This window comes from Candidatus Methylopumilus planktonicus, from assembly GCF_006364715.1.
Taxonomy (GTDB): Bacteria; Pseudomonadota; Gammaproteobacteria; order Burkholderiales; family Methylophilaceae; genus Methylopumilus; species Methylopumilus planktonicus_A.
Map to the genome: position 1 here is coordinate 47,523 of NZ_CP040984.1, position 13,166 is coordinate 60,688.

At 40.1% G+C, this 13,166-nt stretch carries 14 protein-coding genes; 12 read left to right on the forward strand and 2 right to left on the reverse strand.

What is annotated here, in order from left to right:
• The first annotated feature begins 7 nt into the window (after positions 1-7).
• From tolA to erpA, 8 genes are all read left to right on the forward strand, one after another.
• A complete protein-coding gene (tolA, locus tag FIT63_RS00200; protein ID WP_140006079.1) occupies positions 8-658 on the forward strand; it encodes a cell envelope integrity protein TolA in 651 nt (216 codons plus the stop codon).
• A gap of 32 nt (positions 659-690) precedes the next feature.
• Positions 691-1,548: a 4-hydroxybenzoate octaprenyltransferase gene (ubiA, locus tag FIT63_RS00205; protein ID WP_140006080.1), complete on the forward strand. Its 858-nt coding sequence runs from the start codon at positions 691-693 to the stop codon at positions 1,546-1,548.
• A gap of 86 nt (positions 1,549-1,634) precedes the next feature.
• Complete coding sequence (gene rplM / locus FIT63_RS00210) at positions 1,635-2,063, forward strand: 50S ribosomal protein L13 (protein WP_140004809.1); 429 nt, start codon at positions 1,635-1,637, stop codon at positions 2,061-2,063.
• A gap of 13 nt (positions 2,064-2,076) precedes the next feature.
• Positions 2,077-2,469, forward strand: a complete 393-nt coding sequence (gene rpsI, locus FIT63_RS00215) for a 30S ribosomal protein S9 (protein WP_140006081.1) — start codon at positions 2,077-2,079, stop codon at positions 2,467-2,469.
• Between the two features lie 135 nt (positions 2,470-2,604).
• The gene (argC, locus tag FIT63_RS00220; RefSeq protein ID WP_140007130.1) at positions 2,605-3,639 is read left to right on the forward strand and encodes an N-acetyl-gamma-glutamyl-phosphate reductase; all 1,035 of its coding nucleotides are present in this window, start codon (positions 2,605-2,607) and stop codon (positions 3,637-3,639) included.
• Between the two features lie 12 nt (positions 3,640-3,651).
• Positions 3,652-4,017, forward strand: a complete 366-nt coding sequence (locus FIT63_RS00225) for a hypothetical protein (RefSeq protein ID WP_140006082.1) — start codon at positions 3,652-3,654, stop codon at positions 4,015-4,017.
• Positions 4,018-4,027: 10 nt separating this feature from the next.
• Positions 4,028-4,411 carry a bactofilin family protein gene (locus FIT63_RS00230; RefSeq protein ID WP_140006083.1) on the forward strand — a complete coding sequence of 128 codons (384 nt, stop codon included), beginning with the start codon at positions 4,028-4,030 and terminating at the stop codon, positions 4,409-4,411.
• A 15-nt stretch (positions 4,412-4,426) separates the two neighbouring features.
• Positions 4,427-4,792 carry an iron-sulfur cluster insertion protein ErpA gene (erpA, locus tag FIT63_RS00235; protein ID WP_046486655.1) on the forward strand — a complete coding sequence of 122 codons (366 nt, stop codon included), beginning with the start codon at positions 4,427-4,429 and terminating at the stop codon, positions 4,790-4,792.
• Between the two features lie 2 nt (positions 4,793-4,794).
• Here erpA and gltA read toward each other — a convergent pair whose 3' ends face one another.
• A complete protein-coding gene (gene gltA, locus FIT63_RS00240) occupies positions 4,795-6,081 on the reverse strand; it encodes a citrate synthase (RefSeq protein ID WP_140006084.1) in 1,287 nt (428 codons plus the stop codon).
• Between the two features lie 67 nt (positions 6,082-6,148).
• On the reverse strand, positions 6,149-7,285 hold the full coding sequence (locus tag FIT63_RS00245; RefSeq protein WP_223259917.1) for an anhydro-N-acetylmuramic acid kinase: 1,137 nt from the start codon (positions 7,283-7,285) through the stop codon (positions 6,149-6,151).
• A 68-nt stretch (positions 7,286-7,353) separates the two neighbouring features.
• On the opposite strand from FIT63_RS00245, the gene tyrS reads away from it, so the two are divergent.
• From tyrS to infB, 4 genes are all read left to right on the forward strand, one after another.
• Positions 7,354-8,553 (forward strand): tyrosine--tRNA ligase, encoded by a 1,200-nt coding sequence (gene tyrS, locus FIT63_RS00250; RefSeq protein WP_140006085.1) that lies wholly within the window; start codon positions 7,354-7,356, stop codon positions 8,551-8,553.
• Between the two features lie 146 nt (positions 8,554-8,699).
• The gene (rimP, locus tag FIT63_RS00255; protein ID WP_140006086.1) at positions 8,700-9,140 is read left to right on the forward strand and encodes a ribosome maturation factor RimP; all 441 of its coding nucleotides are present in this window, start codon (positions 8,700-8,702) and stop codon (positions 9,138-9,140) included.
• Between the two features lie 21 nt (positions 9,141-9,161).
• Positions 9,162-10,628: a transcription termination factor NusA gene (gene nusA, locus FIT63_RS00260; RefSeq protein ID WP_140004815.1), complete on the forward strand. Its 1,467-nt coding sequence runs from the start codon at positions 9,162-9,164 to the stop codon at positions 10,626-10,628.
• A 39-nt stretch (positions 10,629-10,667) separates the two neighbouring features.
• The gene (gene infB / locus FIT63_RS00265; RefSeq protein WP_140006087.1) at positions 10,668-13,166 is read left to right on the forward strand and encodes a translation initiation factor IF-2; all 2,499 of its coding nucleotides are present in this window, start codon (positions 10,668-10,670) and stop codon (positions 13,164-13,166) included.

Here is a 13,166-nt window from a genome sequence, read left to right on the forward strand (position 1 = left end):
ATAGTTTATGAATAATGTAAAAAATTTCTTTAATGGATTCGATCTTAATCGTGCGATTTTTTTATCGCTCTTGATTCATCTTATGTTTTTAATTAACTTCACAGGATTTTTTAAAAAACCAATTCAGCCCCCGCCAGAATTACAAATAACATTCCAAAAATTAGAAAATCATGTGAGTGAGACAGTGCCGCAGCCAGCGCAAGTACCTAAGCCTGTTGAAAAAAAGATTATTCCAGTCATTAAAAAAGACGCAGAGAATCCTATCCCGTCTCAGCAAAAACCAACCAAAGAAGCCGAAACTAAACCCGAAGAAAAGAAAGAGGCTACACCGACACAAGCGAACTCAGATGTTAAAAATGCAGGTGAAGCAGCGCTTAATGATTTTAGTAATATCCTTGCAAGACATATTGCTAAATTTAAAATGTATCCCAAAATTGCTCAAATGCGCGGATGGCAGGGTGAACTTGTTTTAGAAGTAAAGCTTAATGGTGACGGCGAGTTAACTTCTTCTAAGATTCTGAAAAGTAGCGGATTTGATGTGCTTGATAATGAAGGTTTAGAGATGGTTAAGCGTGCCTCTCCTTTTCCTGTGCCGCCAGAAATTTTAAAAGGCAAATCATTTAGTATCTTGGTTCCCATTCGATTCAAGTTAGAGTAATCTCAACTTAATTTTTTTCGAGTTAAATTCTCATGTTTGCTATAAAACAATTCATTCGCTTAATGCGTCTTGATAAACCCATTGGTATTTTTTTATTACTGTGGCCAACCTTATGGGCGCTTTTTATAGCAAGCAATGGCTTGCCAACCGTTCAGCATCTCACCATTTTTATTTTAGGCACATTCCTAATGCGCTCAGCAGGGTGTGTAGTAAATGATATTCTTGATCGCAAATTTGATTCTTATGTTGCGCGCACAAAATTAAGACCATTAGCTAATCAATCCATTCCAGTTAAAAACGCATTTTTTTTATTGATCGCATTGTTATTTGGGGCATTGATATGCGTTTTATTTTTAAATAAAGAAGCATTTTACTTTTCATTAATCGCTTTATTTTTAGCACTCACTTATCCGCTCACAAAAAGATTTTTTGTGATGCCACAAGCCTATTTGGGGTTAAGTTTTGGTATGGGCATTCCTATCGCCTTTGTCGCAAATGATATTCCTTTATCCATGACAACATGGCTTCTATTCTCAGCTAATGTATTTTGGGCGATTGCTTACGATACACTTTATGCGGTGACGGATAAAAACGACGATTTAAAAATCGGCATTCGCTCTTCAGCTATTTGGTTTGGGGCTTATGTGAAAGAAGCCATCATGTTCTGTTATACCTGTATGATGGGATCCTTGATTTGGGTGGGGCAGTTAGAAAATTTTGGTTGGCCTTTTTATGTGTTTATAGGGTTAAGCCTCATTTTTATTGGGTTTCTTTACCGTCAAATTCGGACACTTAACCCAAAAGCCTGTTTTGCTGCTTTTTTAAGCAATAATTACTTAGGCGGGTTTGTCTTTTTAGGGGTGTTTTTTCACTATCTTCATGTGAACTAAATCATTAATAAAATTGACAAAACAGGCAGTTTTGGCATAGAATTCACCTCTTTTTTTAAATTTATAGCGCAAAAGTTGGTATTGAAATGAAGACATTTTCAGCAAAATCCCATGAAGTAAAACACGATTGGTTCGTTGTAGACGGAACTGACGCAGTATTGGGTAGATTAGCAAGTGCGATTGCACATCGATTACGTGGCAAACATAAAGCCATTTATACACCGCACGTAGATACGGGTGATTACATTGTTGTGATCAACGCGGAAAAAATTAAAGTAACGGGTAACAAAGGCGACGGAAAGCTTTACCATAGCCACTCAGGTTATCCAGGCGGTATTTCAACAACGAACTTCTCTAAGATGCAAGACCGTTTTCCAGGCCGTGCTTTAGAAAAGGCAGTGAAGGGAATGCTACCAAAAGGACCTTTGGGTTATGCCATGATTAAAAAGATGAAAGTCTATACAGGCCCAACCCATGATCATGTGGCACAACAACCACAACCATTAAGCATATAGTTAAGGAAACACTATGATAGGTAAATACAATTACGGAACAGGTCGCAGAAAGAGCTCAGTAGCTCGTGTGTTCATGAAGCCAGGTAAAGGCTTAATTACTGTGAACGACAAACCTGCGGATGAATATTTTTCACGTTATACCTCCCGTATGATTTTTCGCCAACCACTCGACTTAACCAACACGTTAGGCACATTTGATATCAATGTGAACGTTATCGGTGGCGGTGAATCTGGTCAAGCAGGTGCTGTGCGTCATGGCATTACACGTGCATTGATTGACTATGATACAAATTTAAAAAGCACGCTTTCGCAAGCTGGCTTTGTAACACGCGATGCACGCGAAGTTGAGCGTAAAAAAGTGGGTCTTCGAAAAGCTCGTAGACGTAAACAATTCTCGAAACGTTAATTGTTTCAAGTTCCAAAGAGCAAAAAGGCCGCTTTCAAGCGGCTTTTTTGTTATATAGAGTTAAATAAATTTTGTTAGTATGGTTTTTAAGGATTAAAACTTCTTTCAAATTAAAGGTGCCAAGTGATGAGTAATATGTCCAAGATTAAAGTAGGCGTGGTCGGTGCGACTGGTTATACCGGCGTTGAGCTATTAAGAATTCTAGTCAAACATCCTCATGTGACGATCCAGGCTGTGACGTCTAGAGCAGAGGCTGGTTTATCGATTGCGAGCTTATTTCCAAGCTTAAGAGGTCTCATTGATCTTAAATTTGAAGATCCGAAGACGGCTAATTTAACGAATTGTGACCTCGTGTTTTTTGCGACGCCTAATGGGATTGCCATGCAAGAAGTACCAGCACTTCTTAAAGCCGGGGTCAAAGTGATTGATTTGGCAGCTGATTTTAGGCTAAAAGACGCTAACGTCTGGGAAAAGTGGTACAACATGCCGCATTCATGTAGCGATCTACTAAAAGATGCTATTTATGGCCTGCCGGAGATGAATAGAGAAAAAATTAAAAAGGCATCACTTGTGGCTAATCCCGGCTGTTATCCCACAGCTATTCAATTGGGATTTATGCCATTGATCGAATCAGGTGTGATCGACCTTGATGATTTAATCGCAGATGCTAAATCAGGTGTATCTGGAGCCGGCAGAAAAGCTGAAGTAAATGCATTGATGGCGGAAGCTTCCGATAACTTTAAAGCATACGGAGTCGAAGGGCATAGACATTTACCCGAAATCACTCAAGGGCTTAGTAGTCTTGCGAATCAGGCAGTGCATTTAACTTTTGTGCCTCATTTAACGCCTATGATTAGAGGCATACACGCAACACTTTATGCAACGCTTACTAAAAAAACAGATATACAAGCACTTTTTGAAGCAAGATATAAAGATGAGTCTTTTGTAGACGTCATGCCAAAAGGGTCTCATCCAGAAACAAGATCTGTAAGAGGCTCAAATCAATGTCGCATCAGTATCCATCAGCCGCAAGGAAGCCATAAGGTTGTTATTTTATCTGTCATTGATAATCTCGTGAAAGGCGCGGCAGGACAGGCTGTTCAGAATATGAATCTTATGTTTGATTTTCCAGAGATTTCTGGGCTTGATCTTGTGCCCTTGATGCCATAAAGTGTTGTTTCTATGAGAAAAGTTAAGCGAACCTATGCAAAATATTTTGGCGTCACCCGCCGAAGAATGCGTATTAAAACAGGCGCTTCTTGGCACACCTATTTGATGATTGCAGCCCTCTCATTTATAGGCGGCGTAGGATTGACTTACTGGGAATTAAACGGTGGTTCAATGATTGGCTTTATTTCAAAAATTGAAGCATTAGAAACGGAGAATCAATCAATACAAGGCCAGTTATTACAACAAAAAATTGAGATCCAGCTTAAATCGATTTCAGGTGATAAGGTTTCAGGCGATATTTCTAAGCTTCAAGAAGAAAATAATAAGCTAAAAGAAGACATTCTTTTTTACGAAAAAATTGTAGGCAAGAAACGATAAAGGATATTTCATGTTTTTTAATAAAAAAAATAAAGCGCGTACGATCGATACGCTGATTGATAAAAACATTTCGGTGCGCGGAAATGTGACTTATTCAGGGGGAATTCGTGTGGATGGTTCAATTCAAGGCAACCTCACTGAACTTCCAGGCACAGCAGGCACTCTTATTATGGGTAACAAGAGTCGCATTAAGGGAAATGTTTCTGCACACACGGCTATTATTGGTGGAGATGTGACTGGTAATATCATATGTGCTGAATATTTAGAGCTTCATGCAAATGCCAAAATCATGGGCGATATCGAATATAAGGTGATAGAAATTCATGCAGGTGCTAAAGTGTACGGACGGCTTAAAGAAGTAGCTAAAGATTATCAGACACAAAAAAAGAAATAATGAGGAGTAAATATTATGAATCAAATCGTTGAATCAAAAGAAATGGAAATGCCAACCCCACTTATTTTTACAGATAATGCTGTAAAAAAGGTCAAGGCATTGATTGAAGAAGAAGGTCAGCCAGAGTTAAAACTTCGTGTATTCGTAAGTGGTGGCGGATGTTCAGGATTTCAATATGGATTTACATTTGAAGAAACTACGAATGAAGATGATACGCAAGTCACAAAAGATTCAGTGACTTTGCTCATTGATCCTATGAGTTTGCAGTATTTAATGGGCGCTGAAATTGATTACCAAGACAGTGTTCAAGGCTCGCAATTTGTGATTAAGAATCCAAACGCACAAACAACATGCGGTTGTGGTTCTTCCTTCTCAGCTTAACGCTAATTATTTTTAGGAACGTCGCGTCGAGGTTTACCTGTGTAAACTTGGCGCGGCCTGCCAATTTTATTGCCAGGCTGACCTACCATTTCATTCCATTGAGCGACCCAGCCGGCTGTTCTTGCAAGTGCAAATACGGCAGTAAACATTGAATTAGGAATCCCCATAGCTCGCATCACAATGCCAGAATAGAAATCCACATTGGGATAAAGTTTTTTCTCAATGAAGTATTCATCCTCGAGTGCAATTTGTTCTAACTTCATTGCAAGTTTAAAAATAGGATCATCTTTTAAACCAAGTTCATTGAGAACTTCATGGCAGGTCTTGCGCATAATTTCTGCACGTGGGTCTTTGTTGCGATAAATGCGATGACCAAAGCCCATCATACGGAATGAATCATCTTTATCTTTTGCGCGTTTGATAAATGCACCAATACGACTTTCATCTTCAATTTCTTCGAGCATTTTCAAAGTAGCTTCGTTTGCACCGCCGTGCGCTGGACCCCAAAGAGATGCAATGCCTGCAGCGATACATGCAAAAGGGTTTGCCCCTGAAGAGCCCGCGAGTCTTACTGTAGAAGTTGATGCATTTTGTTCATGGTCTGCATGAAGAATTAAAATGCGCTCAAAAGCTTTAGCGAGTACAGGGTTAATTTTGTATTCTTCACATGGCGTTGCAAACATCATATGCATAAAATTCTCAGCATAATTTAAATGATTTTGTGGGTAGGTAAATGGTTGCCCTGATCGATATTTGAAACTCCAAGCTGCTATCGTAGGAACCTTTGCTAATAATTGGTGTGCTGCAATTAAACGATGTTGGGCGTCTGAGACATCCATACTATCGTTATAGAATGCAGACATAGAGCCTACGACACCTACCATAACAGCCATAGGGTGAGCATCACGTCTAAACCCACGAAAAATATTATTGAGCTGATCGTGGAGCATTGTATGGCGAGTAATGGTAGTCGAAAATGTTTCTTTTTCTTGTGGTTTTGGTAATTCACCATGCATCAAGAGATAGGCCACATCTAAGAAGTCATAATGTTCTGCAAGCTGTTCAATAGGATAGCCACGATAAAGTAAAAGACCTTTTTCGCCATCAATAAAAGTAATTTCAGAGCTACACGAAGCCGTCGACATAAAACCAGGATCATAACTAAAGATTTGATGAGTCCCTAATTGGCGAATATCAATCGCATCATTACCCATGGTACTTTTGACCAAAGGCAATTCTATGGATGTTGATTCTTGATCGAAGTTTAATGTGACTTTAGTTGATTTCATTTTTGAAAAATAAAATTAATTATTAAATGAATTATAACTTCTCATAACACTTTTGCTAGCGCTATCTTTAGGCGGGATAGATTGCACCTAAAATACGCAAGCCTTTAGCGCCAGTGACTTGAGGTAAGTTACCTGCTTTTAAAAATAGTGTTTGTTTTGCAAGCCATGCAAATGCAGCAGCTTCCACATGTTGTGTCGGCATGCCAAGGGCATCGGTGAGTTGGATTTTTATTTGAGGCATTAATGATTTTAATCGCTCAACTAAAAAACTATTTAAAGCGCCACCACCACACAGATAAATTTCTGTGATATTTGTGTTATGAGTACCTATCGCTTTTGAAATACCTAATGCGGTGAGTTCCAATAGCGTTCTTTGGATATCTTGAGTGGGGTAGGATTTTTGTAAGTGTTTGATGAGCCAAGCTTCATTGAAGTGATCGCGACCTGTGCTTTTGGGCGCAGTTTTTTCAAAATAAGGATCTTTAAAAAATGCATCAAGAAGCGTTTGAATAAGCTCGCCTTCCTTGGCCCAAGAACCATCCTCATCGAATGCTTTACGAAGGTGCTTTTGACTCCAGTGATCTAATAAAAGATTGCCAGGCCCACTATCAAAGCCTGATACTGAAGTTTCGGGATTTAATAGGGTGATGTTGGCAATCCCACCAATATTTACAATCGCACGATGCGTTGTTGGGTGTGAAAAAATTTCTTTATGAAATGCAGGTACTAAGGGGGCGCCCTGTCCCCCTGCTGCAACATCGCGACTGCGAAAATCAGCAATCACATTGATATAAGAAAGCTCAGCTAAGAGCGCAGGATTTCCAATTTGCAAGGTGAAGCCTTTTTGTGGCTGATGGCGAATGGTTTGTCCATGAAACCCAATCGCTTTGACGTCTTTGGGTGTAGTACCTGTTTTTTTAAGTAAAGCTTCAATAGCTTGATAGGCTTTTTGGCTCACTATATTGCCTGCGATGAGGCTATCTTCGAGCTCATTGGTATACGGTAAATGAAGTCCTAAAAGACTTTTTTTCAATGTATCTTCGTAGGGGACATAACTATGACCCATAATTTTGATGTCTTGAGGCGAATCACCAAAATTAACAAGCACAGCATCCATCCCATCAAGGCTGGTGCCAGACATAAGACCTATAAATAATTCATTCATGTGTAGGATTGTAAATGGTTTATTTCCGCTATTTTCCATATTGGTAAAATAATTTAGGCTAAAATGATTGCAATTATTAAACTTCAATAAAACCATCGGAAATATTTGTGGCTACTGAAATCAATCAAGCGTTAGCACTCATCAAACGAGGCGCCGAAGAAATTCTTCTAGAAGAAGAGCTTCTCGAAAAACTTAAAAAAGGTAAGCCTTTAAGAGTTAAGGCCGGCTTTGATCCTACAGCCCCTGATCTTCATTTAGGCCATACTGTTTTATTAAATAAACTAAGACAGTTTCAGGACTTAGGCCATCATGTTTTATTTTTAATTGGCGACTTCACGGGCATGATTGGTGACCCCACTGGCAAAAGTGCAACACGCCCCCCTCTATCTCAAGATGAAGTGAAAAAAAATGCTGACAGCTATGCCGATCAAGTTTTTAAAATATTGAAGCGCGATCAAACCGAGGTTGTTTTTAATTCAAAGTGGCTGACTGATTTAGGTGCAGCAGGCATGCTTAAATTAGCTGCAAGCCATACAGTAGCTCGTATGTTAGAGCGCGATGATTTTAGTAAAAGATATAAAGCCAATCAGCCCATCGCTATTCATGAATTTCTATATCCTCTTCTTCAGGGTTATGACTCGGTGGCATTGAAAGCAGACGTGGAATTAGGTGGTACTGATCAAAAATTTAATTTATTAATGGGTCGCGAGTTACAAAAGCAATCAGGTCAATCTCCCCAATGTGTCATTACCATGCCGCTTCTCGAAGGTTTGGATGGGGTACAAAAAATGTCTAAATCCTTGGGCAATTACATAGGGATTAATGAAGCACCTGAAATCATATTTGCAAAAATTATGTCAGTTTCAGATGAATTAATGTGGCGATATATTGAGCTACTTTCTTTTGCACCCATGGATGAGATTGCAGGCTGGAAAGCCCATGTCAAAGCAGGTCAAAATCCTCGCGACATTAAAGTCACGTTTGCTCAAGAAATTGTAGCGCGCTTTCATTCAAAAGAGGCTGCTATTGAGGCGTTAGAAAATTTCGAGACGCGCTCTAAAGGAGGTATTCCAGACAATATTCCTGAAGTAAATATCACGATTCAGGCTGATACGATTGGCATTTTGCAGCTTCTTAAAGAAGCCTCACTTGTGGCGAGCACATCTGAAGCCATGCGCCTCATCGAAGGCGGCGGCATAAAAATTGACGGAGAGCGTCTTGAAGATGGTAAAAAAATGGTTTCTAAAAATAGTGAATTTGTGGCCCAGGTGGGCAAGCGAAAATTCGCAAAGATTAAAGTTCTTTAATGTGATGGATCATATTGATTTTGAATGAACTTTTGATTTCAATTATCTGAATTTATTGATATAATTCGGCATGAAAATATTGATGGGCTTTAAGCCCATTTTTTGTTTCTGCAACTTGGGGAATTTTAGGAAATCAGCCTTGTAAGATGGAAAAGCTTGAAACATTAATTGAAAAAACCTTACAGCAACTCGGCTATGAGTTGGCAGATTTGGAGATTTCAAATCGAGGAAAGCTTTTGCGTGTTTATATTGATAAGCCTGATTCAGTGACGATTGATGATTGCACTTTAGTGAGCAACCATTTAGGCCACGTTCTTACCGTAGAGCAGGATTTAGATTACGACCGACTAGAGGTTTCATCCCCTGGTATGGATCGCGTGTTAAAGAAATTAGCTGATTTTGAACGCTTTAAAGGTGAGCGGGCTTCTGTGAAGCTAAGAATGCCTTTAGATGCGCGTAAAAATTTTTTAGGCACGATTGATGGGACAGAAAAAGATACTGTACTTTTGTTGTGCGAGGGTGAGCTCTATCGCTTCGCTTTATCAAATATTGATAAAGCTCGATTGAGCCCAGAATTTAAACGTTAGAAAATAGTTGCGGAGATTGAGATGAGTCGCGAGATTTTATTGTTAGTAGATGCTTTAGCCCATGAAAAAAATGTGAACAAAGATGTGGTCTTTGAGGCTCTTGAATCAGCCTTGGCTTCAGCTACAAAGAAAAAAAATACAGAAGATATTGATGTGCGCGTTGAAATTGATCGTGACACAGGTGAATATAAATCTTTTAGACGTTGGACTTTTTTAAATGATGAGCTCATTGAGAATGAACACGCTCAAATTTCTCTTCTGGATCCTCGCGCTGAAGGCAAGGTCGAAAACGATACGATTGAAGTGCCTTTGGAGTCGATTGAATTTGGACGTATCGGCGCACAAGCTGCAAAACAAGTCATCTTACAAAAAGTACGCGAAGCTGAAAGAGAACAAATTTTAGAAGATTTCTTGGGCCGCAATGAAAAATTAGTGACCGGTGTAATCAAACGTATGGATCGCGGAAATGGAATCATTGAAGTGGGTCGTATTGAAGCGGTCCTTCCTCGTGATCAAATGATCCCTAAAGAAAATTTACGTATCGGCGATCGTGTAAGAGCCTATCTGACAAACGTTGAAAGAAGTCATCGCGGACCACAGCTTATTTTATCTAGAACAGCACCTGAATTTCTTGTGCGTTTATTTGAACTTGAAGTACCAGAAATTGAAGAAGGCTTACTAGAAATTAAATCGGCATCACGTGACCCAGGGTTGCGTTCAAAAATTGCTGTGAAAGCAAACGATCAAAGAATTGATCCAGTAGGCACATGTGTAGGTATGCGAGGATCAAGGGTTCAAGCAGTGACAGGTGAGCTTGCAGGAGAGCGTGTCGATATTGTTTTATGGTCCATGGAGCCAGCACAGTTTGTTATCAATGCGATGGCACCGGCTGAAGTTTCAAGCATTGTGGTCGATGAAGAAAAACACAGTATGGATGTTGTAGTGAATGAAGAAAATTTAGCGCAAGCAATTGGGCGAAATGGACAAAACGTTCGTCTTGCCTCCGAGCTTACAGGTTGGAATATTAATATACTGACAGAAGAAGAGTCCTCTAAGAAAAATGAAGAGGAATATGCAAGTACGAGCCAATTATTCATGGCGAAACTTGATGTGGACGAAGATGTGGCCGACATTCTTGTGCAAGAAGGATTTAGCACGCTAGAAGAAATTGCTTATGTGCCATTGCAAGAGATGGTAGAGATCGAAGCGTTCGATGAAGATACGGTGAATGAACTTCGTTCGCGCGCACGTGCAGCTCTTCTCACTGAAGCGATTGCAAAAGAAGAAAAAGTTGAAGAAGCGGCAGAAGACCTTCTCACAATGGAAGGCATGGATGACGCTACGGCTAACCTTCTTGCTTCAAAAGGTATTTCGAAAATGGATGATCTTGCAGATCTTGCTGTAGATGAATTGGTTGAAATGACTTCAATGGATGAAGAGCGTGCGAAACAGTTAATCATGACTGCTAGAGCGCCTTGGTTTGTTTAAAGGTACATTCACCCTACGATGAATATTATGAGGTACTAAATGGGACAATCAACCGTCACTAAATTTGCTGAGGAATTAGGATTGCCTGTTGATTTATTAATCGAACAGCTTAAAAGCGCTGGCGTGAATAAATCAGTAGCAGAAGATTCATTAAGCGAAATAGATAAATCAGCTCTTCTCGAATATCTTCGTAAAGAGCATGGCCAAACTCAAGTACCAAAAAACAAAATCACTTTAACGCACAAACAAAATAAAGAGATTAAAAAAACGGATAGCACAGGACGTGCTCGCACCATTCAAGTTGAGGTGCGCAAAAAACGTGTACTCGTAAGACGAGAAGATGGACAACCGGTCGATACCCCTATTGTGGAATCTAAACCTGTTGAAACAGTCGCTCACACTCAAACAAAAACACACGTGCTTGGCGAAGATCAATTATCAATTAGAGAAGACGAAGCTAAGCGACATGCTGCACTTGCAGCAGTTCAAGCCGAAGATGTTAGAAAAAAACAAGAAGTAGTTGCGAAAGCAAATGATGCACCGGCAGCAAAATTAAGCGAAGGCACACTTCATCGTCCCGCTTCTAAAGCAGGTGTTAAAGTTGAAACTAAAGAAAAGCAACTAGATAAGAGTGAAAAAGATTGGTCCGATCGTGAATTTAAAAAACGTACACTCAAAGGACGTGGCGACTCCAGTGCTTCTTCAGGATGGCGCTCACCTAAATCAAGATCAAAATCTCGCGAAGAGAATGAAGAGTCAACTTTTGTAGCACCTACTGAACCGATTATTCGAGACATTCATGTGCCTGAAACAATTTCGGTTGCTGACTTAGCACATAAGATGTCAGTGAAGGCCACTGAGGTCATTAAAGTGCTTATGAATATGGGCATGATGGTCACCATTAATCAAATTTTAGATCAAGACACTGGAATGATTGTGGTAGGTGAAATGGGACATACGCCCGTTGCGGCTTTAGATGATGATCCTGACGCGCTAATCGAGCAAGATTCAAGCATAGAAGCTATATTAGAAACACGACCGCCAGTGGTCACTGTAATGGGTCACGTGGATCACGGTAAAACTTCATTGCTTGATTATATTAGAACCACACGCGTGGCCTCTGGTGAAGCAGGCGGCATTACACAACATATTGGTGCATACCATGTAGAAACACCGCGCGGCATGGTGACTTTTTTAGATACTCCAGGCCATGAGGCTTTCACTGCAATGCGCGCTCGCGGCGCTAAGGCTACTGATATTGTGATTTTAGTAGTGGCAGCAGATGATGGTGTGATGCCACAAACGATTGAAGCAATTCATCATGCAAAAGCAGCCAATGTGCCTCTCGTGGTTGCGATTAATAAAATTGATAAACCTGACGCCTCGCCTGAGCGCGTAAAAATGGAGCTTGTAGCGCAAGAAGTGGTGCCAGAAGATTTTGGTGGTGACACCATGTTTGTGGAAGTTTCAGCAAAATCAGGACAAGGTATCGATAAACTCCTTGAATCTGTGCTGCTTCAAGCCGAAGTGCTTGAATTAAAAGCGTCTAAAAATACGCCTGCCAAGGGTATTGTGATTGAAGGCCGTCTAGATAAAGGCCGAGGCCCTGTAGCCACTGTTCTTATCCAGTCAGGTACTTTAAAACGCGGCGATACATTATTAGCGGGATCAGCTTTTGGTCGCATTCGTGCGATGCTTGATGAAACCGGCAAAGAAATTAAAGAAGCAGGACCTTCTATGCCTGTTGAAGTATTAGGTTTAGCAGATGTGCCGAACGCAGGTGAAGAAGTTGTTGTATTAAATGATGAACGTAAAGCCCGTGAAATTGCTCTATTCCGTCAAGGTAAATTTAGAGATGTGAAATTAGCAAAACAACAAGCTGCAAAACTTGCAAATATATTTGATCAAATGGCTGAGGGTAACGTAAAAGTTTTACCACTCATTATTAAATCTGATGTGCAAGGTTCTTGCGAAGCGTTATCTACATCATTACAAAAATTGTCTACCGACGAAGTTAAAGTGAATGTCATTCATATAGGCGTTGGTGCTGTGACTGAATCTGATGTGAACTTAGCGAGCGCCTCGAAAGCCATTCTCATTGCATTTAATGTAAGAGCGGAAGCAGGTGCGCGTAAATTGATAGATTCACTTGAAGTTGATGTGCACTATTACAGTATTATTTACGAAGCTGTTGATCAAGTGAAAGCAGCCCTTGGTGGATTGTTATCACCTGAGCAAAAAGAGAGCATCATCGGCATGGTAGAAATTCGTGAAGTATTTAAAATTTCTAAAATCGGCTCCATTGCCGGTTGTTATGTTCAAGACGGTGTGATTAGAAGAAGTTCAATGGTACGAATTTTAAGAGACAATGTCGTCATTCATTCAGGCGAACTTGATTCATTAAAACGCTTCAAAGATGATGTGAAAGAAGTTAAAAATAATTTCGAGTGCGGACTCTCTATTAAAAACTTCAATGAAATTGAAGTGGGCGACATGCTCGAAGTGTTTGAAGTCGTTGAGATCGCGCGTAAGCTTTAA